This is a genomic window from Priestia koreensis (genome assembly GCF_022646885.1).
Taxonomy (GTDB): domain Bacteria; phylum Bacillota; class Bacilli; order Bacillales; family Bacillaceae_H; genus Bacillus_AG; species Bacillus_AG koreensis_A.
Genome location: NZ_CP061868.1, coordinates 3,616,965 through 3,643,524, shown reverse-complemented (window position 1 = coordinate 3,643,524; position 26,560 = coordinate 3,616,965). Strand labels below are relative to the sequence as shown.

Below are 26,560 nucleotides of genomic sequence, written 5' to 3'. Positions count from 1 at the left end.
GGGGGGGTTTTGGAATGAAAAACGATTGGATAAGCTATTTAAAAGGAACTGTGCGTGTTTCCATTACGGGAAAAGGCATTGAACGATTAATGAATCAATTTATTCGAAATGGAATCTCATTTCGAAATGTCAAAAAAATGGACGAACAGACGATTATGGCTGAAATATTTGTGGAAGACATTTCAGCCATTCGTGCGACAATGCGCAAAAGCGGATGTAAGCTCTTTTTTCATCAAAAAAAGGGTGGTCCTTTTTTATTAAAAAAAATGTGGAGAAACAGTGGTTTTGTACTTGGTATTCTCGCCTTCTTATGTGTCATTATGGTATTGTCTAACATGGTATGGAAGATTGATGTTAAAGGAGCCACGCCGTATATGAGCCATCGAATTATGAAAGAGCTTGATGCGATGGGCGTGAAAAAAGGAAAATTAAAATTTGTGCTTGACGATCCCGATACAATCCAGCGGAAGCTAACAGAGAAAATTCAAGATCTAACATGGGTAGGTGTAGAAGTAAAAGGAACAGCTTATCACTTTCAAGTGGTGGAAAAAAATATTCCTAAAGTAGTGGAGCAGACGTCACCTGGAAATATCATTGCTAAAAAGAAAGCGGTTGTCACTTACATGTTTGTCGAAAAAGGACAACCACTTGTGAAGGTTCACGACTTCGTTCAAAGGGGTCAGCTTTTAGTTTCAGGCGTTATTGGGAAGAATGAGACACAAAAGGTTGTAGCATCAAAAGGCGCCGTCTACGGAGAAGTATGGTACAAAGCAGAAGTAAGCATTCCGTTAGATACGAGCTTTCAGGTCTTAACAGGTAAATCATACAATAAGCATTATCTACAGATTTTTGGATGGAAGATGCCGGTATGGGCTTTTAATAAAGAAACGTACGCAAGTCAAAAGGTAGACGATGTGGTGCAGCCTGTTTATTTCTTCAAATGGAAAATGCCTTTATCATACGAAAAAATAAGCACTCATCAAAGCGAACATACAGTTCGTCATTATTCTCGAACAGAAGCGGTTAAAAAGGGCATCGAAACGGGAAGAAAAGAATTAGAGTCTAAAATTGATAAGGATGCAAAGATAAAAGGTGAAAAAGTTTTGCACCAATCTATTGAGAATGGTAAAGTAAAGTTAGTAATTCATTACCAAGTTATAGAAAATATTGCAATGACTCAACCAATTATTCAAGGAGATTGAGGAATGTCAGAACATCTAGTAACGATTGATTTACAACTTAAGAATCCAAATGAAGCAATTGCGCTGTTTGGTGCGCAGGACGCCCATCTAAAGCTGATTGAAGATGAAATGGGTGTGGCTGTTGTATCTCGCGGTGAAAAGGTAAATGTTGCGGGGGAAAATGAAGAACGAAAAGCCGTCGAAGAAATTTTAAAACGCCTGCTTGCTGTTATTCGAAAAAACGTGACGATTTCAGAACGTGATGTTGTCTACGCCATTCAATTGGCAAAGAAGGGCTCGTTAGAATTTTTTGAAGACATGTATAACGAAGAAATTGCAAAGACAGCACAAGGTAAACCCATTCGTGTGAAAACGTTTGGTCAGCGTCAATACATCAACGCGATTAAAAAGAATGACTTAGTATTTGGGATTGGTCCTGCCGGAACGGGTAAAACCTATTTAGCTGTTGTAATGGCCGTGGCTGCCCTGAAGAATGGTCTTGTCAAACGCATTATTTTAACACGACCTGCAGTAGAAGCCGGAGAGAGTCTTGGTTTCCTTCCTGGTGACCTGAAAGAAAAAGTCGATCCGTATCTTCGTCCTCTCTATGACGCCCTGCACGATGTGCTTGGCAACGAACATACTCAGCGCTTAATTGAGCGAGGAGTGATTGAAATTGCTCCACTTGCTTATATGCGTGGTAGAACGTTAGATGATGCCTTTGTCATTTTGGACGAAGCGCAAAATACAACGACTGCTCAAATGAAAATGTTTTTAACAAGACTTGGCTTTGGGTCAAAAATGGTAATTACGGGAGATGTTTCTCAAGTAGATTTACCAAGAGGAGTTCGCTCAGGTTTATCGGTTGCTAAGGAGATACTAGCAAAGGTAAAAGGTATTTCGCTCATTACATTGGAGCAATCAGACGTCGTACGTCACCCACTAGTGGGACGTATCATTGAAGCGTATGGACTCAAAGAAGATAAGACCCTATCTTGATAGGGTCTATTTTGCTTTTAAAGGGGGGAAGCTCTTGTCCAAGTTGCAAGTTTTGAAAGAGGCTTTTTTGAAAATGGAGCGTATGCGCTTGCTTTATGTAGCCCTATATACGGTATTAGGCATTATTTTATATGTCTCTATGTATAGCAACGTTAAGCCAGAAATGCTTCATTTAAAATTGTTAGACGAATCACCAACAAACATTTATTCGCCTGTTACGATTGAGGATAAAGAAAGTACGAAAGATAAGCAACAGCAGGCAAAAGACGAAGTAGAGGACATTTATTCACTGAATACTGAATACGCCCAAAATCAGGTTGATTTAGTAAGCACCATTTTTGATTCGATTCAGGATGTGAATAAAGAATATGATAAAAAGTCAGATGATGCTTTATTAGATGCAGAAGCTGTTTTAAAAGAAAAGAAAACGATGCTAGAAACAAAGCTACCAAAAGACGTGGTGAGATCGCTAGGACAAGACACATTATTAAATCTTTTCCAAGCAAATGACAAGCAGCTTTCTACTGCGAAGGATTCGGTTGTTACCGTTGTTCATTACTTAATGAAGGGACGTATTACCGTATCCGATGTGCAAAGTAAGAAAGAACAGGCGAAAAGTCAGCTTGTGTATACAAACGTGTCGAGTGATGTGAAAAAGGCGATGTATGATGTGGCAGAGTTTTCGATTATTCCAAACGTTGTCTACAACAGAAGCGAAACATCTGATCGCCGCCAAACAGCTATTCAGCAGGTAGATCCTGTGATTATCAAACAAGGCCAGATTTTAGTTGAAGAAGGCCAGTTAATTACAAGAGACATTTATCGCCAGTTAAAACTAGTAGGGTTACTCGATAATAAAAATACGATTCAACCGTTTCTTGGATTGCTTCTCATCGTCATCGTCTTTTTAGCGATGATTATGTACTACTTTCAGCAGCTCAAAAAAGGAACGTATCGTACGCTTCTTATGTATGTTATTACCGTGAGCGTTACGATCATCATTATGAAGATCGTGAGCTTGTTTCAAAAAATTGAGTTTACTGATCTCGGTTATTTAGCGCCTGTCGCATTAGGAGCGCTTTTGGTACGTATTCTCATTAATGAGCGCATTGCGATTGCTACAAGCTTCTTATTAGCAGGGACAGGCAGTATTATTTTTAATACGGGAACGACAACGGCGTTTAACGGACAAATCGGGCTTTATTTTCTCATCAGTAGCGTTGCCGGGGTCTTATTTCTCAGTGAGCAGCATCGACGTTCACGTATTTTACAGGCCGGTCTGTTCGTTTCATTGATTAATGTTGTCGTAATTTTAGCAATTTTGTTGATTAAAAATAACGGACAGTTAGAGACGATTAATTTAGGCTATTATGGTATTATGGCAGTAGTATCAGGATTGGTAGCTTCTATTCTAACGATAGGCTTGCTTCCATTTTTTGAAGCCGGATTCGGCATCTTATCAACGATGAAGCTCATCGAATTATCGAACCCGAATCATCCGCTACTGCGTAAAATTTTAACAGAAGCTCCAGGTACATATCATCATAGCGTTATGGTGGCTAATTTATCAGAAGCAGCCTGTGAAGCAATTGGAGCTAGCGGTTTATTAGCGAGAGTTGGTTCTTATTACCACGACATTGGCAAAACAAGACGACCTCAATACTTTATTGAAAATCAAATGAACGTGTCGAATCCACACGATCAGCTGTCACCTGAGGTTAGCCGAAGCATTATCATTGCCCATGCAACGGACGGAGCGGAGATTTTGCGTCGTCATAAACTACCGAGAGAGTTTGTGGATATTGCCGCTCAACATCACGGGACGACTTTGTTAAAATATTTTTACTATAAAGCGCTAGAACTGGATAAAGATCATGTAAAAGAAGAAGATTATCGTTATCCAGGCCCTAAAGCACAAACAAAGGAAGCGGCTGTTATTGGAATTGCAGATAGTGTAGAAGCGGCTGTAAGATCCATGCCAAATCCAACGCCTGAAAAAATCGAATCGCTCGTACGAAATATTATTAAAGATCGCTTGCAAGACGAGCAATTTAGTGAATGTGATATTACGCTAAAGGAATTAGAGACCGTTGCAACATCACTGTGTGAAACGTTAAACGGAATTTTCCATAGTCGAATTGAATATCCGGAATTCAACAAGAGAGGTGACCAGAACAAGTGAGTTTGGTAATTGATTTTATTGATGAAACAAATGAAGTAACAGATGACATGACAAAAACGATCGAAGGACTTCTAGGTCTTGCGGCAAAAAAGGAAGAGGTTGCAGATGATACGGAAGTTTCCGTAACATTCGTTGATAATGAGCGCATCCAAGAAATTAACCGCGAGTATCGAGATAAAGACAAACCTACAGACGTCATTTCCTTCGCCCTAGAAGAAATGGGAGAAGGAGAGCTTGAAATTATTGGTGAAGATATGCCGCGCGTATTAGGGGATATTATTATTTCAATTCCTAGAACGAAAGAACAGGCAGAGGAATATGGCCATTCGTTTACACGAGAGTTAGGCTTTTTAGCGGTTCATGGCTTTCTTCATCTTTTAGGCTATGACCATGAGACAACTGAGGACGAGCAAGAAATGTTTTCAAAACAGCGCGTTATCTTAGATGAGTATGGACTCTCAAGATAAAAGACGAAATGTCGGAAAAAAGCCAACTTTAATTGGAAGCTTTGGTCATGCGTTTCAGGGGATTTTCTATGTGCTAACATCAGAGCGAAATATGAAAATACACGCCTTTGCGTTGATTATTGTCATTATAACAGGTCTGTATGTTCACCTTTCACAAGTTGAATGGTGTATAATACTAATACTTATCGGCGCTGTCATGAGTCTAGAACTTGTAAATACAGCGATTGAAAAGACCGTAGATTTAATTACGGATCGCTATCATCCGCTTGCGAAAATAGCAAAGGATGCCGCAGCAGGAGCCGTATTAGTAATGACCATTATCGCCATAGTAATTGGATGCATGATCTTTCTTCCACACATCCTTCCTTAGATGGGGAGGAAAGATTAAATTTCAAATGAATAAGGGGACGAGCGAACATGGAGAAATTACAGTTGATCGAAGAGGCAAAAAAAGCAAGAGAGCGTGCATATGTGCCGTATTCAACGTTTAAAGTAGGAGCTGCGCTGTTAACAAAAGACGGTAAGGTCTATCATGGCTGTAACATTGAAAATGCAGCTTACAGCATGTGTAACTGCGCAGAGCGAACAGCTTTATTTAAAGCCTATTCTGAAGGGGATACAAAGTATGAGGCTCTCGCTGTTGTTGCGGATACCGATCGACCGGTTTCTCCGTGTGGGGCATGTCGTCAAGTTATTTCAGAGCTTTGCTCAAAGGACATGAAAGTTATATTAACAAATTTAAAGGGAGACATCTACGAATTGACCGTAGATGAATTATTACCAGGAGCATTTTCATCGGAGGATTTACATGACTAATCAACAATTTAAATCAGGGTTTGTCTCGATTATCGGCAGACCAAATGTAGGAAAATCAACATTTTTAAATCGCGTAATCGGCCAAAAAATCGCGATTATGAGCGACAAACCTCAAACAACTCGTAACAAAATTCAAGGTGTATATACAGAGGCTGATTCACAAATCGTGTTTATTGACACGCCGGGAATTCATAAACCAAAGCACAAGCTAGGCGATTTCATGATGAAGGTCGCACAAAACACGTTAAAAGAAGTGGATCTTATTTTATTTATGGTCAATGCTGTCGAAGGATATGGACGTGGAGATGAATTCATTATTGAGCGTTTAAAAAACACAAATACGCCTGTATTTTTAATCGTGAATAAAATCGATGACATTCATCCAGACAAGCTGTTACCTCTTATGGAGAAGTACCAGGCGTTATATCCATTTGCGGAAATTGTGCCAATCTCTGCTCTTCAAGGGAACAACGTGGATACGCTGCTCACGCAAATTAAAAATCGTTTGCCTGAAGGGCCACAATATTATCCCGCAGACCAAGTAACGGATCATCCTGAGCGCTTTATCATTTCAGAACTGATTCGTGAGAAGGTGCTTCATTTAACACGAGAAGAAATTCCGCATTCCATTGCAGTCGCAATTGATTCCATTCAACGACGTGAAGGCGGTAATGCCGTGTATGTCGGAGCGACAATTGTTGTCGAGCGTGACTCTCAAAAAGGAATCGTCATTGGAAAGCAGGGAAGCATGTTAAAAGAAGTTGGAAAACGTGCGCGTGTCGATATTGAATCATTGCTTGGATCGAAGGTTTTCCTTGAACTTTGGGTAAAGGTTCAAAAGGATTGGAGAAACAAAGCAAATCAGCTTCGTGACTTTGGTTTTCGTGAGGACGAGTACTGATAAAAAATTTTACAAAATTTGTTTTGCATGATTTTGAAGAAGGAAGGTCAATCTAAACATAAGAAATTGGTATCTTAGAAAGGTGGGGGTTTCTTATGTTAGATCTTACTTGGAAAGTATTCACCAGTACCGGGAACATTGATACATATCTCCTTTATAAAGAGATGGAAAGAGAATCAATACCGCAGCCGGAGGGAATATCAGAGGAAGTAAAAGTCCTCGATCATCCAATTTCATAGCCTTCCTTCTTCAGATAGGCGGGTGTTCACAATGCTAAAAAAATGTGAAGGCATCGTTATTCGAACAAATGATTACGGTGAATCGAATAAGATTATCACAATATATACAAGAGAGCTTGGGAAAATAGGTTTGATGGCTAGAGGTGCTCGAAAACCGAGTAGCCGTTTGTCTTCCTTAACGCACCTTTTCACCTACGGACAGTTTTTGTTTCAAGGTGGAGGAAGTGGAATGGGGACTCTTCAACAAGGAGAAAGCATTTCTTCTATGAGAAGCATACGCGAGGATATCTTTCTGACTGCGTATGCTTCTTACGTTGTGGAGTTGACGGATAAAGCAACAGAGAACAATCAGATCAATCCCTTTTTATTTCAGCTTCTATACCAAACGTTGTCTTATCTAGAAGAAGGGTTTGATATGGAAGTGTTAGCTATTATTTTTGAAATGAAAATATTGAATGTGCTCGGCTTATATCCACAGCTCGATCGCTGCGCGTTTTGCGGGGCAACGGATGGACGTTTTGGCTTTTCGATTCGTGAGGGCGGATTGATTTGTCATCGTTGTGCAGAAAAAGATCCTTATCATTTGCAAATTAGTCCAGCAACTGTTAAGTTATTACGGTTGTTTTATTATTTAGATTTGACGCGTCTTGGAACGATTTCGTTGAAGCCAGAAACGAAGAAACAGCTGAGGCTTGTTGTGGACATGTACTATGATGAATATTCAGGAATCGTACTAAAGTCCAAACGATTTTTGAAGCAGATGGAACAATTAAAAGATACATTCAAAGACTCATAGAATAGAATTCTTGCTTTAGTTGTATAATAAAGGATGAGGGCGATCTGCAACCAGGAGATCGCCTTGCTCTTTTTCTTCAAAATGGATACATAAAGAAGGCAAAGGACCCAAAAATATTTTGATAATATTCTTTCCCTTTGATCGAAAAAAGTATATCATGTTTGTATAAATAGTATAACACAATTAAACAAAGCTTAGGGTGGTGAGTACAATCGAATTAAATAAACGCCAAGAACATATTTTGCAAATCGTAAAAGAAAGAGGACCGATAACAGGGGAGCACATCGCAGATCAGCTTCATTTGACAAGAGCGACATTGCGTCCAGATCTTGCGATTCTTACGATGGCAGGTTATCTTGAAGCAAGACCGAGAGTAGGCTATTTTTATACAGGAAAAACGGGCGCTCAGCTGTTAACGGATAAAATTCGTAAAATTCAAGTGAAAGAATACCAATCCTTGCCTGTATTAGTAAATGAGAACGTCTCCGTGTATGATGCGATTTGCACGATGTTTTTAGAGGATGTTGGAACTCTTTTTGTGATCGATCAAAACGCATCGCTTGTTGGAGTGTTATCACGAAAAGATTTGCTTCGAGCAAGCATCGGAAAACAAGAATTAACTTCTATCCCTGTTCATATCATTATGACAAGAATGCCGAACATTACCTACTGCACACGAGAGGATCTGCTCATTGATGTAGCGAAGGTATTAATTGATAAGCAAATTGATGCTGTTCCGGTAGTGAAGGATTCAGATAAAGGCTTTGAAGTAGTAGGCCGTATTACAAAAACGAACGTAACAAAATTATTAGTCGCATTAGCAAACGATGAAATTATATAAAGGGGCTGGGCATACGAAATGAACAATCCGTTCTTATATGTTGTATCAGATTCAGTGGGAGAAACAGCCGAGCTGGTTGTAAAAGCAGCCACTAGTCAGTTTGATTTAGCGAATATCGTCATTAAGCGGGTGCCTTACGTAGAAGATACGGAGACGTTAGAAGAAGTAGTGTCACTTGCAAAGCTCAATCAGGCGATTATTGGATTCACCCTTGTGAAGCCACAAATGCGCGAATTTCTAATCACAGAGGCGTCAAGACAAGGGGTCGAAGCGTTTGATATTATTGGACCACTTATTGATAAAATTCAAACAGCTTATGGCATGGAACCTCGCTATGAGCCAGGAATGGTCCGAAAGCTTGATGAAGATTACTTTAAAAAGATTGAGGCAATTGAATTTGCTGTTAAGTACGATGATGGAAGAGATCCTCGTGGAATTTTAAAAGCCGATATTGTATTACTAGGAATCTCGCGTACATCGAAAACGCCTCTTTCACAGTTTTTAGCACATAAGCGTTTAAAGGTTGCAAACGTACCGATCGTGCCAGAGGTAGAGCCACCAGAGGAACTGTTTAAAATCCCTGCTGAAAAATGCATTGCGCTTACGATTAGTCCAGAGAAGCTAAATTATATCCGAAAAGAGCGTCTCAAGTCGTTAGGGCTGAATGATCAAGCCATCTATGCTAATATAGAACGTATTAAAGAAGAAATTGAATTCTTTAATAGTTTGATCGGACGAATCGGCTGCAAGGTGATCGATGTATCAAATAAAGCAGTAGAAGAAACAGCTGGAGTCATTTTAAATACCATTCAATACAATAGATAGTTCAACAGAAAGCGAAATCGTCTCTTGCAAAGGATGACGTCGCTTTTTTACGTATTGCTAAAAACATTTTTTTATGACTTTTGTATGGAAAATACAATCAATTTATATTATAATAAAAAATTGTGATAAAAAGGAATAGTTTTAGGTTTAGACTTTGTCAATAACGAATAAACTATTGATATATGTGGAAAAAGAAAAGACAGATTCGACAAGGTTTTTAATGAATTTACATTTAAAAGCAGGAATACCTGGAGTGATGTAGAATATTCAGTAATAATCAGAGAAATATACGAGTTTTTGTCGATGCCGATGCTTGTCCTGTCAAAAAAGAAATTAGCACCATTGCAGATGTCTTAAACGTAGCTGTCATCTATGTGGCGTCTTACAACCAAGCGTCCGCTCATAATGCAGAGGGCGAGTGGAAATATGTTGATGCTGAAAAAGAGGCTGCGGATTTGTACATTATGAATCAAGCAAAACCACACGATGTGGCTGTAACGCAAGATATTGGCTTAGCCAGTATTTTAGTGAAGCAGGGTGTGAACGTGCTTTCTCCACGTGGAAAGCGTTTTGAAGAGAAGGATATGAGTGAGGCGTTGTTTATGCGTTATGTCTCTGCAAAAGAAAGAAGAGCAGGCCACTATGGCAAGGGTCCAAAACGTTTTACAGATCGTGATCGGGAGCGTTTTAAAGAGACTTTTCAAAAACTCTTGTCGAAACTTGCAGGAATTTAGCGTTTTATAACGAATAATATCAATGACACGGAGCTGTTAATATGGTGAATCGAGTTCCTGATGTGGTTATTGACCAAATTCGTAATTCGGTTGATATTGTCGATGTAATAGGTGACTACGTACAATTAAAAAAACAGGGGCGCAATTATTTTGGACTCTGTCCTTTCCATGGAGAAAATACTCCGTCGTTCTCTGTTTCCGCTGACAAGCAAATTTATCATTGCTTTGGCTGTGGTGCAGGTGGGAATGCTTTCTCTTTTTTAATGGAGTTAGAAGGCTTGTCTTTTACAGAAGCTGTGCGAACAGTTGCTGAAAAAGCAGACATTCCATTTGAATATGAAGAACAGCTTCCAAGTTCTTCAACACCGAAACCGTCCAATAAAATGATTGAAGCTCACGATCTTTTAAGGAAATTTTACCATCATTTGCTTGTAAACACAAAAGAGGGTCAGGAAGCTTACGATTATTTAATCGGAAGGGGCTTTACTCGGGAAGTAATTGATGAATTTGAAATCGGCTTTGCTCTTGATTCATGGGAATTTGTTACGAAATTTTTAACGAAGCGAGGCTATGAACCTGAAGAATTAGAAAAAGCAGGAATATTAGTGAAGCGAGAGGGAAAAGATTCTTATCTAGACCGTTTTCGAAATCGGATTATGTTTCCTTTAGCTGATCTACAAGGAAAAACCGTTGCTTTTTCTGGACGTATTTTAGGAGAAGGCCAACCTAAGTATTTAAATACACCAGAAACGTCTATTTTTAGCAAAGGGAAGATCTTATATAATTTTCACCGCGCTAAAAAACACATTCGTAAGAATCAAGAAGTTATTCTTTTAGAAGGGTACGCAGATGTAATTGCTGCTCACAAAGCGGGTTGCTTCAATGGAGTAGCAACGATGGGAACCGCTCTAACAGAAGAACAGGCAGCGACTATTAAGCGAAACGTCGAGAACGTCATAATTTGCTACGACTCAGACGGTGCTGGAATAGAGGCTGCTTACAAAGCAGGTCAAGTACTTACAAAAGTAGGGTGTACAGTAAAGGTAGCCGTGATGCCATCTGGTTATGATCCGGATGACTACGTCAATCAATATGGCACGGAAGCATTTAGAGGTGAAGTGTTAGAGGCAAGCCTAACGTTAATGGCATTTAAAATGCGTTATTTACGTCGTGGTAAAAACCTCCAAAACGAAGCTGAACGCATCCAATATATTGATGAGGTTGTGAAGGAGATTAGTCTTCTACCGAGAGCTGTAGAGCGCGACCATTATTTACGTCAAATATCCCAAGAATTTTCTCTTTCCCTCGATGCGCTTAAGCAAGAAACGCAACAAAATAATCGTTTTGAGAAAAGGAAAAAGGATAACGACCATGTAGATCGAAATAATATAGCGAGACCAGCCGTTATACAATCCAAATTGTTACCCGCCTACCAAAATGCGGAGCGCTTTTTAATTGCGCATATGCTAAAAGATCGAGACGTTGCTTTTCGGGTGCAGGATGCTCTACAAGGAAACTTTAACGTAGAGGAGCACCGGGCGATTGTTACGTATTTATATGCCTTTTATGAAGAAGGTCATGAACCAGAATTAAGTTTGTTTATGCAAAAGTTAGAAGATCCGAAGCTGTCACGCCTTGCTTCTCAGTTAGCCATGATCGACGTTGATGAAGAAATCACAGAACAAGTGTTAAATGATTATATTCAGCAGGTGTTGATTTATCCAAAATGGTTAACAATAAAAGAAAAAGAACAAGAGAAACAGGCTGCTGAACGCCAAAAGGACTATTTAAAGGCTGCATCAATTGCTATGGAAATTATTCAACTTAAAAAGCTCTTAAAATAAATAGCTTGTTACCCCATAAGTTGTGGTTGAAATCTCGGAAGGAGGGGACCTAATGGCTGAAAAATCAGCTCATTCTAAAGAACTTGAATCAGAGTTAACCCTCGATCAAGTAAAAGAACAATTAACGGAAATAGGTAAAAAACGTGGTGTCTTAACATATGAAGAGATCGCAGAACGTCTCTCTAGCTTTGAGTTAGAAGCTGATCAAATGGATGACTATTACGAGTACCTAACAGAGCAAGGCGTTGAAGTATTGAGTGAATCGGAAGTAGAAAGCAACAATGATTCAAACTCAAAAGATTCATCAAAAGAGGAAGAATTTGACTTAAACGATTTAAGTGTTCCCCCTGGTGTTAAAATCAATGATCCTGTGCGCATGTATTTAAAAGAAATTGGACGTGTTGACTTACTATCTGCACAAGAAGAAATTCAGCTCGCTCAGCGTATTGAAGAAGGCGATGAAGAAGCAAAGCGTCGCTTAGCTGAAGCAAACTTACGTCTTGTTGTTAGTATTGCAAAACGCTATGTTGGCCGCGGTATGCTCTTCTTAGACTTAATTCAAGAAGGAAATATGGGTCTTATTAAAGCGGTTGAAAAGTTTGATTACCGCAAAGGATACAAATTTAGTACGTATGCAACATGGTGGATTCGTCAGGCTATTACGCGTGCGATCGCAGACCAAGCAAGAACGATTCGTATCCCTGTTCATATGGTAGAGACAATCAACAAGCTTATCCGTGTACAACGTCAGCTTCTTCAAGATCTGGGTCGTGAGCCAAGCCCTGAAGAAATTGCAGAAGACATGGATTTAACACCTGATAAGGTACGTGAGATTTTAAAAATTGCACAAGAACCTGTATCACTTGAAACACCAATTGGTGAAGAAGATGATTCACATTTAGGTGATTTCATTGAAGACCAAGATGCTACCTCGCCTTCAGAGCATGCAGCATATGAATTATTAAAAGAGCAGCTTGAAGATGTACTCGACACACTTACAGACCGTGAAGAAAACGTACTGCGTCTTCGCTTCGGCTTAGATGATGGTCGTACAAGAACGTTAGAGGAAGTCGGAAAAGTATTTGGTGTTACGCGTGAACGTATCCGCCAAATTGAGGCTAAAGCACTTCGTAAGCTACGTCACCCAAGCCGTAGCAAACGTTTAAAAGACTTTTTAGAATAAAATATTACTCGTTACGGTATTTACTTTAAATAGTTTACTTCTTATCATAAGGAGTAAACTATTTTTTTTGGAGTGACAGTGAATGCCAAATCAAAAAGAGAAAAATGAAATAATCGTGAACGAAATTTTATTTTGGAAAGAAAACCGCTTATTGCCAGCTCACTTCTGTGACTACCTCTTAACACTGTATACGGGTGGGAACAACGATTTTGACGAGAAAGAATCAAAACCTAAGCGAAGTCAAACGCTTTCAATTAATTTGTTCACCAGTTTGATTTTGTTATTTTTACCAATACTTCTTCTTGTCACTTATTTTACTGAATTGTCATTCGTTTTGCAAATGGTCATGAGCAGTATTTTTATCCTGTTTTGTCTAACCGGTCTCTTGCTCTTGAAACGATCTACTCTTGTACGTCATACCTCGCTTACAGCGATGGCAGTGGTACTGTTAATGTTTTCGAGCAATCTCAGCTTCACTTATTTTCCACATAATCTGTGGATATTGAAAGGTTTGCTGTTTCTTAATTGCCTTTTATGGTTTGTCATGGGCCGAAAATTTTCTTTGCTCTATTTTCAAATTGCTGGGATCGTTGCCTCATGCGGAGTTGTGATTTCATTTTTATTATAACATGAATGAAATAAATTTTTTAAAAGTTGAGAAAATTTTATATCCTCTTTATAATCTATTTGAAAGCGCATTCAAAAATAAGGGGGATGGGTATGAATTTTGATCTGACAACTGAACAAAAAATGATTCAACGAACGATTCGAGAATTTTCAGATGAGGTGGTCGCTCCCGGAGCGATACAACGTGATCGTGATAAAAAATTTCCAAGAGAGATTTTTAACCAGCTCGGGGAGCTCGGAATGATGGGGCTACCCTTCTCAGAAGAATTTGGCGGAGCAGGGGCAGATACAACAAGCTTTGCCATTGTCGTTGAGGAACTTAGTCGTGCATGTGGTTCCACAGGTATTACATATTCAGCTCATATTTCACTCGGTGGTGCACCTATTCATCTATTTGGAACAAAAGAGCAAAAGGAACAATTTTTATCAAAAATTTGTTCGGGTGAATCACTAGGAGCATTCGGTTTAACAGAGCCTAACGCAGGAAGTGATGCAGGTGGAACGCAAACAGAAGCTGTTCAGCAAGAAGATCGATTCATCGTTAATGGAAGTAAATGCTATATTACGAATGCAAGCTTTGCGCAATTTGTTTCGTTAACAGCAATCACCGGAAGAAAAGACAATCATAAGGAAGTATCGGCGATTATCGTCCCAACCGACTCAAAAGGATTTACGGTGCTTGATCAATACGAAAAAATGGGGCTACACTCTTCAAATACGACGGAATTAATTTTAGAAGACGTAGAAGTTCCGACAGAGAACCTGTTAGGGAAGCGTGGAGACGGCTTTAAACAGTTTTTAGTCACCTTGGACGGTGGAAGGATCGGAATCGGAGCAATGGCTGTAGGAATCGCTCAGGCGGCGTATGAGCGAGCGCTCAAATATTCCAAAGAGCGAAAGCAGTTTGGAAAATCACTATCAACGTTTCAAGCCATTCAATTCAAGCTTGCAGACATGGCGCTAAAAGTAGAACTTGCTCGTACAATGGTATACAAAGCAGCGTGGCTAAAAGACCAGGGCAGACCTTTTACAAAAGAAGCTGCAATGTGTAAGCTCTATGCCTCTGAAATTTGTATGCAAGTAGCCAGTGAAGCGGTACAAATTCATGGTGGCTATGGTTATATGAAGGAATACGAAGTAGAACGTTATATGCGTGATGCGAAGCTTCTTGAAATCGGTGAAGGAACGTCTGAAATTCAGCGAATGGTTATAGCAAGACAAATTGGTTGCTAAACAAATGAAGCAAACTAATCGATCCGTCTTTTAGTTTGCTTTTTGAATTTTTTAAGTATTACATAAATTAAATAGACAACTTCTATAAAAGGGCTTTCACTAAAATGTAATTTAAAGTAAAATAGAGATGTTTCTATTACTCGGTGGAAATTTACTACGGGATGGGTACATAAAAAGGGGGTATAGGTGATGAAACGAAATCCACTTGTTCCATTTTTTCTCATCATGATTATCGGCGTTGGACTTATGTTTCTTTTTTCAATTAACGGTGTGGATAACGCTAAGCAAATGGCATCAGAAAAAGAAGGTGGGGGCGCAAAGCAAGAGACGCCTTCAAATCCAGAAGACATTTATAAGAGCACATGTATTGGCTGCCACGGCGATCAATATCAAGGCGGTACGGGTCCTTCATTAAAAGGGGTAGGGGACCGTTTATCAAAAGCTGAGATCAAGGAAGTCATTACAAAAGGGCGAGGCGGAATGCCAGCAAATATGGTGCCTGCCAATAACGCTGATAAAATGGCGGAATGGGTTTCAAAGATCAAGTAAATTTAGTAAACTATAAATACAGTACGATAATTGTCCTTTTACATAGGTAGAAGGACTTTTTCTTTTGACGATTTATAAGTATGATTTTTAGCTAGAAATAACATACTTTTCTTGAAAGAAGCTGTTACAGTCGTTACTATAAAAAGAAAATCAAACAGGTGAAAATATGAATGAATTAAAGTTATCAAAGCGTTTAGAAGAAGTCGTAAAATCAATTCCAAAAGGAGCACGTATCGCTGACATTGGGTCTGATCACGCGTATTTGCCGTGCTATGCCTATTTACAAGGATACATAACAGAAGCAATCGCTGGTGAAGTGGTGGAAGGTCCGTTTCAATCAGCTAAAGATCAAGTGAAGAAAGTTAATTTAGAGAACGTGATTGATGTAAGAAAAGGAAATGGTTTGGCAGTCCTTGAAAAAGGAGAAGTAGACTGTGTAACGATTGCTGGAATGGGCGGAACGCTAATTTCCACGATTTTAGAAGAGGGAAAAGAAAAGCTTGAAGGTGTTACCCGCCTTATCCTTCAGCCGAATATTGGCGCAATTAACGTGCGCAAATGGCTGTTAGACAACGAATGGGAAATTATTGACGAGAAGATTTTAGAAGATGAAAAGCGTATTTACGAAATTGTAGTAGCAGAGCGAGGAGAGGCTAAAAAGCCTTACGGAGACGAGCTAGAGAGCGGGTTGTTAGTAGGTCCTGTTCTAAGGGTAGAGAAAAATGAAGCGTTCGTAAAGAAATGGACGCATGAATTATCACACTTAAAGCAAATTGCCTCTCGTCTGAGCAGCAGTGCGCAAACAGAAGAAAGTAAACAAAAGTTAGCTCGTTTTCAACAAGAGATTAAGCTTATTGAGGAGGTTCTAGTATGAGTAAAACACCAAATGGCTATGAAGTCATTCAGCTTTTTGAATCGTTTTCCCCTAAAAGCCTAGCAATGGAAGGTGATAAAATTGGCCTTCAAATTGGAACGCTTAATAAACCGATTCATAAAGTAATGGTAACGTTAGACGTATTAGAAGAAGTAGTAGAGGAAGCGGTGAAAGAGAGCGTAGATCTAATTATTGCGCACCATCCGCCTATCTTCCGTCCGATGAAAAACATCGTCACAGATCAGCCGGCAGGACGACTTGTTGAAATGTGTATTAAGCATGATATTGCTGTATATGCAGCTCATACGAATTTAGATATCGCTGAAGGAGGAGTTAACGATTTACTCGCGGATGCTCTTGGCCTTGAGGACCTAGATATCTTAATTCCAACGCAAACAACAGCGCTTAAAAAGGTGGCGGTTTCTGTACCGAAAACACACGCTGAACAAGTGAGAACGGCATTAACCGATGCAGGTGCAGGTCATATCGGCAACTACAGCCACTGTACGTTCTCTACGCCAGGAGAAGGAACTTTCCTACCTGAAGACGGAACAAAGCCCTTCATTGGCTCACAGGGCACGTTAGAACGCGTGGAAGAAGTGAAGGTAGAATCAATCTTCCCTGTTGATCTTCAGCGCAGAGTCGTTCAGGCGATGATCAAAGCGCACCCTTATGAAGAAGTAGCGTATGATATTTATCCGCTCGATAATCCAGGGAAAGAGTATGGACTTGGCCGTATTGGTAAACTTCCAGAGGAAATGACGCTGGAGCAATTTGCACAACACGTCAAAAGCTCGTTAGATGTGAAAGGACTTCGTGTTGTAGGGAATCTTACAGACAAAGTTCGAAAAGTGGCGGTGCTTGGGGGCGATGGGAATAAATACATCACACAGGCAAAATTCAAGGGAGCTGACGTATACGTAACGGGTGATTTATATTTCCATGTTGCGCATGACGCAAAGGCGCTTGGATTAAACGTTGTGGACCCTGGACATCACGTGGAAAAAGTAATGATGCAAGGTGTGACAAAGAAAATGAAGGAGCTGTTCGCTGAAAAGAATTTTTCATGCGGAATTACGGCTTCTACCATTCATACGGATCCATTTACATTTATGTAATGAAAAAAGCGACAGGAGCTCCTGTCGCTTTTTTATTATGCATTTTTAGGAGCTTTGACCTTTGGTAAGATTTTAGAAAGTGGAACAGAGCGTTCGCGTGTCCACGTTTCTTCTTTTTCCCCATCAAAGGCTTCTAAAAACTTAATGACTTCTTTTGTAATGGGTGTAGGAGTTGAAGCGCCAGCTGTTACAGCAACAGTCTTCGCTCCTTTTAGCCACTCAATTTCAATTTCCGTCACGTCTGATACACGATATGCTTTTGTACCGGCGATTTGCTCTGATACTTGAGCGAGACGATTGGAGTTATTACTTTTCGGGTCCCCAACCACAATGGTCACGTCCGCTTCAGTAGCTTGCTCTGCCACCGCTTCTTGACGTACTTGAGTCGCTAAGCAAATTTCCTTGTGTATTTCAACGTGAGGATATTTTTCTTTAATTTTATCCATAATGTCTAAAACGTCCCACTGACTCATCGTTGTCTGGTTTGTGACAATGATTTTGTCTCGCTGAATAGAGAGTTTTTCTACATCTTGTGCGTTTTCCACAAGGTGCACGATATGAGGAGCGATGCCGACAGCACCTTCAGGCTCCGGATGGCCTTTTTTGCCGATGTAAATGACTTCGTAGCCTTGCTTTTCTTTCTCCACAATTAAATCGTGTGTTTTCGTTACGTCTGGACATGTAGCATCAATCGTAAAAAGGCCTTTTTCTTTTGCGCGTTTTTTCACTTCAGGTGAAACACCGTGCGCAGTAAAAATAACGGTTCCTTCGTTAATTTGATCTAAAATCTCCAAACGGTTTGCGCCGTCTAATGTGATGATTCCGTCTGCTTCAAACGCATCTGTGACGTGTTTATTATGAACAATCATTCCTAATATATAAATAGGTCTTGGTAGTGTTGTATCTAACGCCGCATTTCGAGCAATTACCATTGCATCAACTACGCCATAGCAATAACCACGTGGGGCGATTTTAATAATTTCCATAAACAATAAACATCCTCCCTTATAGATGTCCGAACAGCTTAACAGCTTAACTCGGTTCTATTATAAAGGAGATAAGAAGATAATACAAAGCTAATCAATTATGGACGAGTAGTTTGCGTGTAGAGGCGTGGACGTGAAGAGCCCTGATTTTGTTTTCCTGCAAAATCGTCTAGAAACTCTTCGTATTCAGTTTCCTCTTTCGATGCAGGAAGCACCTTTTCCGCTTTCCCAGCTGCCTTCGTTTCTTTTTTCTCTTCAGATGTGGACGTATCACTGTCGTCTGTTTTGAGCGCTTGATAGATTTTGTACATAGCAGGTAAATTTTTCACCATCGGTCCATATTGCTGAACCATTGGTAGAAACGATTCCGCTGTTTTCATTACGCCTTGAACATTTCCAAGCATCGATGAAAGAGAGGATGCGCTAGTTAAATTTCGAAACCCACCTATCAGGCCACCTAAACCTCCTGAACCACTTCCAGCAGCGCTACCTAATCCTCCGATGCCGCTGAGTCCACTACCGATTCCACGGTTGTCAGCAAACGAAGATTGATTGTTCACAAACGGTTGTTGCCCTTGATTTTGGTTGCGATTGAAAATTTTTGATAGCACTCCGCCTCGGTTGCGCATCTGTGGCTGCTGCTGTTGATAAGGGTATGGGGGATGAAACTGATTTTGCATCTGCTGCATGTTATGCATCATCGGATTTTGTCCCTGCATCATCTGACGCTGCATCATCGGGTTCATCATTTGATTAGGCATTTGATTGGGCATCATACGGTTTTGCATTTGGGGTGGAAAGGGCTGTCTGTTTCCGAGCATGTCGAGCACCTCCTTATATTGAGTCAAATGACCATTATTATCTTATGCAAAGCGGAGATAAATGTTTGTCGAACATCGTTTAATTCAGTAACTTTGGTAGTCAGCTTGAAAAAAATCGATTATAATCATATACTGTGTTTACTTATAGGAACGTAATTTAGAAGTAAAAAGGAGAAAAAAATGACAAAAACGAATTTTGACCGTTTTGATTTTCGGCCATTTATTATACAAGCAGTTGAAAAATTAGGGTTCAAGCAGCCAACTGAGATTCAGGAGCGCTTAATTCCTTCGTTATTAAAAGGAGAAAGTGCGATCGGTCAATCACAGACTGGAACAGGTAAAACGCACGCTTATTTGCTGCCGCTTTTACAAAACGTTGATCCTACGCAACAAGAGGTACAGGTAATTATTACAGCACCGACTCGTGAGCTCGCTTCACAAATTTACAAAGAGGTAGTAAAAATCACGAATTTTTGTGAGCCGGATGCACCGATTACTGCGAAATGCTTTATCGGAGGAACGGACAAGCAGCGTACAATTGAAAAATTAAAAACGCAGCCTCAAATCGTAGTTGGAACACCTGGACGCATTGCTGATCTAGTATATGACCAAGCGTTATTTATTCACAACGCAAAAGCACTAGTCGTCGATGAAGCCGATTTAATGCTAGACATGGGCTTTATTCAAGATGTGGATCGTATCGGAGCAAAAATGCCAGAACAAATTCAAATGCTTGTTTTCTCAGCAACGATTCCTGAGAAATTAAAGCCGTTTTTAAAGAAGTATCTTGAAAATCCAAAATACACGCACGTTGCACCAAAACGAGCAACGGCTGAAAAAATTGAGCATGTACTTGTGCCTGAGCGCCACCGTAACAAAGTGAACTTACTTCAGGATATTCTTTTATCGTATAATCCGTATTTAGCGATTGTGTTTACGAATACGAAAAAGAAAGCAGAAGAAGTAGCACGTGGTCTAGAAGCCAAAGGAATGCGTGTTGGACGTATTCACGGAGACTTAAGCCCGCGTGAGCGTAAAAAAATGATGAAGCAAATTACAGACCTAGAGTTTCAATATGTAGTCGCAACAGATCTTGCGGCACGTGGTATTGATATTGAAGGTGTGAGTCATGTTATCAACTATGAGCTTCCTTCTGACCTAGACTTCTATATTCACCGTGTAGGACGAACAGCACGCGCTGGATATTCTGGAATTGCAACAACAATCTTCTCATCAAGTGATGAGGATGCGATTGCACGTTTAGAAAAAATGGACATTCAATTCGTAAACCGTGATATTCAAAACGGTCAATGGACAAACATTGAGGATCGCAATCGTCGTAAAAACCGTAAAAAGAAAGTGGACGAAGCTGACGTAACGGCTCGTAAACTTATTAAAAAACCGAAAAAGGTTAAACCTGGATATAAGAAAAAGCGCGAGCATGAAATTGAGAAATACGTAAAGAAACAAAAACGTAGCACGCGTAACAAGTAATGTGAATGCCTTTTAGGACGTTACGGTCTTAAAAGGCTTTTTCATGAATCGATAAAGAAAAAGGAGTGGTCGTTCATGTTGAAGATTGGATCTCATGTATCAATGAGTGGGAAAAAGATGCTGTTAGGTGCGAGTGAAGAAGCGGCATCATACGGAGCAAACACGTTCATGATTTACACAGGTGCACCGCAAAATACCCGCCGTAAAAAAATTGAAGAGCTAAACATTGCTGCTGGTCAAGCGCATATGAAAGAGCATGGAATTGATAATATCGTTGTTCATGCACCGTATATTATTAACGTGGGCAATACTACAAACCCTGCTACGTACGAATTAGGAGTAGAATTTTTACGTTCTGAAATTGAGCGTACGGCTGCTTTAGGAGCAAAGCAAATTGTCCTTCATCCAGGGGCACACGTAGGAGCAGGCGCTGAGGCTGGAATTCAGCAAATCATTAAAGGATTAAACGAAGTACTAACACCCGATCAAGAAGTGCAAATCGCATTAGAGACAATGGCTGGAAAAGGCTCTGAGTGCGGTCGTTCCTTTGAGGAAATCGCTCAAATTATTGCAGGTGTAACGCACAATGAGAAGCTTTCCGTTTGCTTTGATACGTGTCATACGCATGATGCAGGATATGATTTAATTAATGATTTTGACGGGGTATTAAATCATTTTGATAAAACGGTTGGGATCGATCGTATTAAAGTGCTACACGTAAATGACAGCAAAAATCCAATGGGGGCAAGTAAAGACCGTCATGAGAACATTGGGTTTGGTCATATTGGTTTCCAAGCGCTCAACTATATTGTGCATCACGAAGCGCTAGCAGATGTTCCGAAAATTTTAGAAACACCATATGTAGGAACAGATAAGAAAAACAAAAAGGCACCTTATAAATTAGAAATTGAAATGCTCCGTGCGAAAACATTTGACGAAGAGCTACAAAATAAATTAATGAGCTAATGGAAAAATCCCTCTCAAGAAAGAGGGATTTTTTTATTAGCGTGCGATTTGATCAAACAGTTCTTGAACCTTTTGAGCTGTTTCGTAATTCGTAACGCGAGCTACTTTTTTAAGTAGGTCTTGGCGATCAGCGGTGTTGTATATATCAATCGGCCGTTCACGAATAATGCCGACAAGCTTACGCGCCTGGTCCTCGGTTAAGTGCACCTTGTACTGTTTGCTAAAGCTTAGCAGTTCTTTCACAGAAATGTTATTGACTTTGTTGTTGATAATTTGTTGAAAGATTCTCATCATTCGCCCTCCTTGTTATGTATCATTGTATGGGGGAAGAGCGAAAGATGTGCCTAAATTCATTAAAAAAACGTAGAAAATAAAAGATGGTTTACAAATGTAGCGTGTGGCTGTATACTTGATTATTGTTTATAAAGTAAATCGTAACGATTCTTAAAAAGGTAAAAATAAAAAGTATGGTGATGATAAAATGAATGAACATATCATTGAAATTGATCACGTGTCATTTCAATACGATCGCCAAACGGTATTAGATAACATTACGCTTTCTATACCAAAGGGGTCATTTCTAGGTTTAGTAGGGCCAAACGGGTCAGGTAAATCAACGTTAATTAAATGTATTTTAGGTCTTCATAAGCCACAGCAAGGAACCATTCGCTTATTCGGACAAGATATATCAAAATTTCGTGACTGGAGTAAGATCGGATTCGTCTCTCAAAAAGCAAATAGCTTTAATACCGGTTTTCCAGCCTCCGTATTTGAAGTCGTAGCAACAGGCTTAACATCTAAAATTGGTTTGTTTAGTTTTATGAATAAAAATCATAAACAAAAAGTATTAGATGCTATTGAAGCAGTCGGAATGAGTGATTTTGTACGTCGGAATATCGGTGAGCTGTCAGGTGGTCAACAGCAGCGCGTCTTTATCGCACGAGCGTTAGTAAGTGAACCAGAGCTCCTTATTTTAGATGAACCTACGGTTGGAATCGATAGCCAAAACGTCGATAATTTCTACACGCTATTAGAGAATTTGCATAAAAATCATGGTCTTACGCTTCTGCTTGTTACACATGATACGGGTACAATTACGGAGAAGGTCACGCACGTTGCATGCTTAAATAAGGAACTACATTTCCATGGTGAAACAGAAGAGTATGAACATTTATGTCAGCATGAGCTGTCCGCATTTTATGGTCATCACGTGCACGTTTTAACACATGATCATGGAGGACAGCCAGTATGATTTCGAGTTTGTTTCAATTTGAATTTTTGCGAAATGCTTTTTTGGCAGGAATTATTATCGGGCTTATTGCACCGCTTCTAGGAGTTTTTATCGTTGTCAGGCGATTGTCGCTCATAGCAGATGCATTAAGTCACGTCACGCTTGCCGGAATTTCAGCGAGCGTACTACTAGAGAAAAAATTTGGTGTTATGGCAGGGGTCACACCGATTTACATGGGAATGATCTTCTCCGTCATCGGATCGCTGTTTATTGAAAAGCTACGCCGAGTGTACAAGCATTATCAAGAGCTCGCGATTCCAATTATTTTATCAGGGGGAATTGGGGTCAGTGTACTACTCATCTCTCTAGCAGACGGCTTTAACAATGATTTGTTTAATTATTTATTTGGAAGCGTTAGTGCGGTAAGCCGTGCTGATTTATGGACGATTATCGGTATCGCTATTTTCGTCATTGCGGTTATTATCTTGTTTTATAAAGAACTATTTGTTTTATCATTTGATGAGGAACATGCCGCCGCATCTGGCGTAAAAGCACGCGGTATTCACTTTGTATTCATTCTTATGGTAGCATTAGTTATCGCATCATCTATGCGAATTGTCGGAGTCCTGTTAGTGTCAGCGCTCATGACGCTCCCGGTTGCGGCAAGTATTCGACTAGCAAATGGATTTAAGCAAACGATCGTATTTGCTATTATCTTTGGTGAAATTTCGGTTGTAGGTGGTTTGTTCTCTGCTTACTACTTAGATTTAGCACCTGGGGGAACAATCGTTATTTTAGCGATTCTCATTTTAGTTATTTCTATTTTAATTAATAAAGGGCGAGGTGGACGAAAATGAATTTATCCGAAGCCATTGTGTTGCTAAAAGACAAAGGATACAAACATACGGGAAAACGTGAAGATATGTTAGAGCTGTTTGCGACAACGAACAAATATCTAACAGCAAAAGATGTACTTGACCATATGAAAGGGGATTATCCTGGATTAAGCTTTGATACGATTTATCGTAATTTAGCACTGTTTGCTGAGTTAGGCATTTTAGAAATGACAGAGCTTTCGGGTGAAAAAAACTTCCGCTTTCAGTGTGCAACAAGTCATCACCACCATCATTTTATTTGCTTGGACTGCGGAAAGACGGCTGAAATTGCAGTTTGCCCGATGGAGCAGATTAGCCAAGATTTAAACGGATGTGAAATTACCGGTCATAAATTTGAGATTTATGGACGATGTCAGGAATGTATTGCATAAAAAAAACGAGGCAGCTGCCTCGTTTTTTTATTGTATTTTAAGCCAGCTTTGAATCCAATCGTTCGCTTCTGCCCAGTTGTAGACACGTACAACGTTTTTAGGCGTTGGGAGACGGTTATAGGGAGTATCAAATAATAAGACTGGAATGTTGCACTCTTCGCTAATATCGCAAGCGTTATCGTGCTTATCCTCGAAAAATACATCAATGTCATATGTTTTAGCTGCCTCAATTTTGTTGTGAGACCCGATCAAGTCAATATGGTTATAAGCAATTTCATGGTTGCTGAACCATTTCTTTGTAACGTCTAATAGGGCATCATGACGTGCGCTAATGAAGACGAGTTCATGCTCTTTGCCCCAATTTACTAACACATCCTTCGCTTGTTCTGCAAGTGGGGCATTTTCATAAATTTCCGCTTCGTTCTTTAAGAACCAATCCGCTAATTCCTGTTCAGGAACCTTCACGATTGGTACTAAATCGTACTCGGTAATATCTTCAAGGGTTAATGATAAATTAAACGATTTATTGAGATAGGGAATAAAAGTTGACGGAGAAGTGACCGTACCGTCAATATCAATTCCAAAGCGCTTATTCAAAATAGCTGCACTCCTTTTTTTGATAAAAAATTCGATATAAAATGTCCAACCATATTGTAACACAGATGGTTTTTAGAAAAGCGTTCCCGAATTAAGCAAACATTTACAACTATAATTACGTGCGTTCATCAAATACTAAAGATGATCCTTACTAAGAAAGAGAGGGATAGACGAATGGATCAGAAGTATGATGAACATAAACGCTATGAGCGTGATATAAAAGACCATGAACCAGATTTCATGGAAGAAACAGCCGCTGAGTATGCTGTGCCAACCACTGCACGTGAACGTGAGTATGATCGTGACCTCGATCGTGATCACGATATCGACCGTGACGGAGCAGAGGAAGGGAAAGTATACGGGTATTTAGCAATTGCCGCTGCAATTCTGTCTCTGTTTTTCTTGCCGGTTATCCTTGGTGCCGCAGGTATCATTTTAGGATTTATCGCGAGACGAAAAGGAGCACATGCACTAGGAGCTTGGTCAATTGGAATTGGAATTGTATCTTTAGTAATCGGCATTTTCATTTTGCCATTCTTTTAAACGAAAAAAAACGGAGACCTTTGTCTCCGTTTTTTTCGTTTAAGCTTTTTGTGCGTTCTCAGCTTCAGCAGCTTGCTTAGCATAATGCGCTTCAGCAAGTATGTCGATTTCTTTTTTCAGTTCTTCCACCATTGTTTCTTCAGGTACTTTACGTACCGTTTTACCATGACGGAACAACAGTCCTTCGCCACGTGCCCCTGCGATACCGATATCAGCTTCACGAGCCTCACCAGGTCCGTTAACTGCGCAGCCAAGTACAGCTACTTTAATCGGTGCTTTAATCGAAGAGATGTACTCTTCTACTTCATTCGCAATGCTGATTAAGTCAATTTCAATACGTCCACATGTCGGACAAGAAATTAGTGTCGGTGCATTTGCCGCAAGACCGAATGATTTTAATAATTCTTTTGCGACTTTCACTTCTTCTACTGGGTCAGCACTTAAGGAAATACGTACTGTGTTTCCGATTCCTTTTGAAAGGATTGCACCTAAACCAGCAGCACTTTTTACTGTTCCAGCGAAAAGCGTTCCAGATTCTGTGATCCCTAAGTGTAGAGGGTAATCAAACGCTTTTGCAGCTTTTTCGTACGCTTCAATTGCCAAATTAACGTCCGAAGCCTTCATGGACACGATGATATCGTGAAAATCAAGGTCTTCTAAAATTTTAATGTGATGAAGGGCACTTTCAACCATTCCATCTGCTGTTGGGTAGCCATACTTCTCAAGGATACGGCGTTCTAGGGAACCAGCATTAACACCAATACGAATTGGTACTCCGCGTTCTTTTGCTGCTTTTACAACTGCTTCTACTTTTTCACGACGACCGATATTACCCGGGTTAATACGGATTTTATCTGCTCCGCCTTCAATTGCTTTTAGCGCTAGGCGATAGTCGAAGTGAATATCAACAACAAGCGGAATATTAATACGTTTTTTAATTTCAGGAATGGCATCTGCAGCACGCTCATCAGGACAAGCAACGCGAACAATTTGGCATCCTGCTTCTTCTAAACGTTTAATTTCAGCTACTGTTGCTTCCACATCATGTGTTTTCGTTGTGGTCATACTTTGAATAACTACTTGGTCATTACCGCCAATCGTTAAATTACCTACTTTAACGGGGCGTGTTTTTGTACGATGTATAATTTCACTCACGTGTTAATCTCTCCTTTAAACCTAAATCAAATAATTGATTCACCTACTAGAATAACGCTTTGTAGAGAAAATAACTAGTATAAAATCTGAA

The 26,560-nt window shown here is 39.9% G+C and carries 30 protein-coding genes; 25 read left to right on the top strand and 5 right to left on the bottom strand.

Features of this window, described 5'->3' with window-relative positions:
• Positions 1-14: 14 nt before the first annotated feature.
• The 19 genes from yqfD to IE339_RS19105 all read left to right on the top strand — a co-directional run bounded on the left by yqfD (position 15) and on the right by IE339_RS19105 (position 17,409).
• Positions 15-1,202 carry a sporulation protein YqfD gene (gene yqfD, locus IE339_RS19195; RefSeq protein WP_242170221.1) on the top strand — a complete coding sequence of 396 codons (1,188 nt, stop codon included), beginning with the start codon at positions 15-17 and terminating at the stop codon, positions 1,200-1,202.
• A 3-nt stretch (positions 1,203-1,205) separates the two neighbouring features.
• Positions 1,206-2,180 carry a PhoH family protein gene (locus IE339_RS19190; RefSeq protein WP_242170218.1) on the top strand — a complete coding sequence of 325 codons (975 nt, stop codon included), beginning with the start codon at positions 1,206-1,208 and terminating at the stop codon, positions 2,178-2,180.
• Between the two features lie 73 nt (positions 2,181-2,253).
• Positions 2,254-4,362: an HD family phosphohydrolase gene (locus IE339_RS19185; RefSeq protein ID WP_397428576.1), complete on the top strand. Its 2,109-nt coding sequence runs from the start codon at positions 2,254-2,256 to the stop codon at positions 4,360-4,362.
• A 47-nt stretch (positions 4,363-4,409) separates the two neighbouring features.
• Positions 4,410-4,829, top strand: coding sequence for an rRNA maturation RNase YbeY (ybeY, locus tag IE339_RS19180; protein WP_285846454.1), 420 nt, complete (start codon positions 4,410-4,412; stop codon positions 4,827-4,829).
• On the top strand, positions 4,807-5,199 hold the full coding sequence (locus tag IE339_RS19175; protein ID WP_242170210.1) for a diacylglycerol kinase family protein: 393 nt from the start codon (positions 4,807-4,809) through the stop codon (positions 5,197-5,199). Before ybeY ends, IE339_RS19175 begins: the two co-directional genes overlap by 23 nt.
• A gap of 47 nt (positions 5,200-5,246) precedes the next feature.
• On the top strand, positions 5,247-5,645 hold the full coding sequence (locus IE339_RS19170) for a cytidine deaminase (protein WP_242170207.1): 399 nt from the start codon (positions 5,247-5,249) through the stop codon (positions 5,643-5,645).
• Positions 5,638-6,546: a GTPase Era gene (gene era / locus IE339_RS19165; RefSeq protein ID WP_242170204.1), complete on the top strand. Its 909-nt coding sequence runs from the start codon at positions 5,638-5,640 to the stop codon at positions 6,544-6,546. Before IE339_RS19170 ends, era begins: the two co-directional genes overlap by 8 nt.
• Before the next feature lie 95 nt (positions 6,547-6,641).
• Complete coding sequence (locus IE339_RS19160; protein ID WP_242170201.1) at positions 6,642-6,785, top strand: YqzL family protein; 144 nt, start codon at positions 6,642-6,644, stop codon at positions 6,783-6,785.
• 31 nt (positions 6,786-6,816) lie between these two features.
• Positions 6,817-7,581: a DNA repair protein RecO gene (gene recO, locus IE339_RS19155; protein ID WP_242170198.1), complete on the top strand. Its 765-nt coding sequence runs from the start codon at positions 6,817-6,819 to the stop codon at positions 7,579-7,581.
• Between the two features lie 202 nt (positions 7,582-7,783).
• Entirely contained in the window at positions 7,784-8,422 is a 639-nt protein-coding gene (locus tag IE339_RS19150; protein ID WP_242170193.1) for a transcriptional regulator CcpN, read from the top strand.
• Positions 8,423-8,440: 18 nt separating this feature from the next.
• Entirely contained in the window at positions 8,441-9,247 is an 807-nt protein-coding gene (locus tag IE339_RS19145) for a pyruvate, water dikinase regulatory protein (protein WP_242170190.1), read from the top strand.
• 263 nt (positions 9,248-9,510) lie between these two features.
• Positions 9,511-9,981 (top strand): YaiI/YqxD family protein, encoded by a 471-nt coding sequence (locus IE339_RS19140; protein WP_242176246.1) that lies wholly within the window; start codon positions 9,511-9,513, stop codon positions 9,979-9,981.
• Between the two features lie 41 nt (positions 9,982-10,022).
• A complete protein-coding gene (dnaG, locus tag IE339_RS19135; protein WP_242170188.1) occupies positions 10,023-11,825 on the top strand; it encodes a DNA primase in 1,803 nt (600 codons plus the stop codon).
• A 52-nt stretch (positions 11,826-11,877) separates the two neighbouring features.
• Complete coding sequence (gene rpoD / locus IE339_RS19130; protein ID WP_053402086.1) at positions 11,878-13,008, top strand: RNA polymerase sigma factor RpoD; 1,131 nt, start codon at positions 11,878-11,880, stop codon at positions 13,006-13,008.
• Positions 13,009-13,090: 82 nt separating this feature from the next.
• Positions 13,091-13,636, top strand: a complete 546-nt coding sequence (locus IE339_RS19125) for a hypothetical protein (protein WP_242170185.1) — start codon at positions 13,091-13,093, stop codon at positions 13,634-13,636.
• 92 nt (positions 13,637-13,728) lie between these two features.
• Positions 13,729-14,868 (top strand): acyl-CoA dehydrogenase family protein, encoded by a 1,140-nt coding sequence (locus IE339_RS19120; RefSeq protein ID WP_242170182.1) that lies wholly within the window; start codon positions 13,729-13,731, stop codon positions 14,866-14,868.
• 189 nt (positions 14,869-15,057) lie between these two features.
• Positions 15,058-15,417, top strand: coding sequence for a cytochrome c550 (cccA, locus tag IE339_RS19115; RefSeq protein ID WP_242170180.1), 360 nt, complete (start codon positions 15,058-15,060; stop codon positions 15,415-15,417).
• A gap of 166 nt (positions 15,418-15,583) precedes the next feature.
• Positions 15,584-16,291 carry a tRNA (adenine(22)-N(1))-methyltransferase gene (locus IE339_RS19110; protein WP_242170178.1) on the top strand — a complete coding sequence of 236 codons (708 nt, stop codon included), beginning with the start codon at positions 15,584-15,586 and terminating at the stop codon, positions 16,289-16,291.
• Entirely contained in the window at positions 16,288-17,409 is a 1,122-nt protein-coding gene (locus IE339_RS19105; RefSeq protein ID WP_242170176.1) for a Nif3-like dinuclear metal center hexameric protein, read from the top strand. Before IE339_RS19110 ends, IE339_RS19105 begins: the two co-directional genes overlap by 4 nt.
• 35 nt (positions 17,410-17,444) lie before the next feature.
• On the opposite strand, the gene IE339_RS19100 is transcribed toward IE339_RS19105, so the two are convergent.
• Both IE339_RS19100 and IE339_RS19095 read right to left on the bottom strand, forming a co-directional pair.
• Positions 17,445-18,395 (bottom strand): 4-hydroxy-3-methylbut-2-enyl diphosphate reductase, encoded by a 951-nt coding sequence (locus IE339_RS19100; RefSeq protein ID WP_242176245.1) that lies wholly within the window; start codon positions 18,393-18,395, stop codon positions 17,445-17,447.
• Positions 18,396-18,493: 98 nt separating this feature from the next.
• Positions 18,494-19,216 carry a VrrA/YqfQ family protein gene (locus IE339_RS19095; RefSeq protein ID WP_242170174.1) on the bottom strand — a complete coding sequence of 241 codons (723 nt, stop codon included), beginning with the start codon at positions 19,214-19,216 and terminating at the stop codon, positions 18,494-18,496.
• A 180-nt stretch (positions 19,217-19,396) separates the two neighbouring features.
• Between IE339_RS19095 and IE339_RS19090 the strand changes: the two genes are divergently transcribed.
• Positions 19,397-20,710, top strand: a complete 1,314-nt coding sequence (locus IE339_RS19090) for a DEAD/DEAH box helicase (protein WP_242170171.1) — start codon at positions 19,397-19,399, stop codon at positions 20,708-20,710.
• Positions 20,711-20,785: 75 nt separating this feature from the next.
• Positions 20,786-21,676, top strand: a complete 891-nt coding sequence (locus IE339_RS19085) for a deoxyribonuclease IV (RefSeq protein WP_242170169.1) — start codon at positions 20,786-20,788, stop codon at positions 21,674-21,676.
• A 36-nt stretch (positions 21,677-21,712) separates the two neighbouring features.
• Here the strand turns inward: IE339_RS19085 and IE339_RS19080 are convergent, their stop codons facing one another.
• On the bottom strand, positions 21,713-21,970 hold the full coding sequence (locus tag IE339_RS19080) for a DUF2624 domain-containing protein (protein ID WP_242170167.1): 258 nt from the start codon (positions 21,968-21,970) through the stop codon (positions 21,713-21,715).
• Between the two features lie 187 nt (positions 21,971-22,157).
• Here IE339_RS19080 and IE339_RS19075 point away from each other — a divergent pair, with 187 nt between their 5' ends.
• From IE339_RS19075 to IE339_RS19065, 3 genes are read left to right on the top strand one after another with little or no spacing between them, the layout of a single operon-like run.
• On the top strand, positions 22,158-22,928 hold the full coding sequence (locus tag IE339_RS19075) for a metal ABC transporter ATP-binding protein (RefSeq protein ID WP_242170165.1): 771 nt from the start codon (positions 22,158-22,160) through the stop codon (positions 22,926-22,928).
• Positions 22,925-23,764: a metal ABC transporter permease gene (locus IE339_RS19070; protein WP_242170163.1), complete on the top strand. Its 840-nt coding sequence runs from the start codon at positions 22,925-22,927 to the stop codon at positions 23,762-23,764. Before IE339_RS19075 ends, IE339_RS19070 begins: the two co-directional genes overlap by 4 nt.
• Entirely contained in the window at positions 23,761-24,174 is a 414-nt protein-coding gene (locus IE339_RS19065) for a Fur family transcriptional regulator (RefSeq protein WP_053402098.1), read from the top strand. Before IE339_RS19070 ends, IE339_RS19065 begins: the two co-directional genes overlap by 4 nt.
• 27 nt (positions 24,175-24,201) lie before the next feature.
• Here the strand turns inward: IE339_RS19065 and IE339_RS19060 are convergent, their stop codons facing one another.
• Entirely contained in the window at positions 24,202-24,774 is a 573-nt protein-coding gene (locus IE339_RS19060) for a 5' nucleotidase, NT5C type (RefSeq protein WP_242176244.1), read from the bottom strand.
• A gap of 171 nt (positions 24,775-24,945) precedes the next feature.
• Here IE339_RS19060 and IE339_RS19055 point away from each other — a divergent pair, with 171 nt between their 5' ends.
• Positions 24,946-25,314, top strand: a complete 369-nt coding sequence (locus IE339_RS19055) for a DUF308 domain-containing protein (protein WP_397428571.1) — start codon at positions 24,946-24,948, stop codon at positions 25,312-25,314.
• A gap of 39 nt (positions 25,315-25,353) precedes the next feature.
• On the opposite strand, the gene ispG is transcribed toward IE339_RS19055, so the two are convergent.
• Positions 25,354-26,469, bottom strand: a complete 1,116-nt coding sequence (gene ispG, locus IE339_RS19050; RefSeq protein ID WP_242170161.1) for a flavodoxin-dependent (E)-4-hydroxy-3-methylbut-2-enyl-diphosphate synthase — start codon at positions 26,467-26,469, stop codon at positions 25,354-25,356.
• Positions 26,470-26,560: the final 91 nt, after the last annotated feature.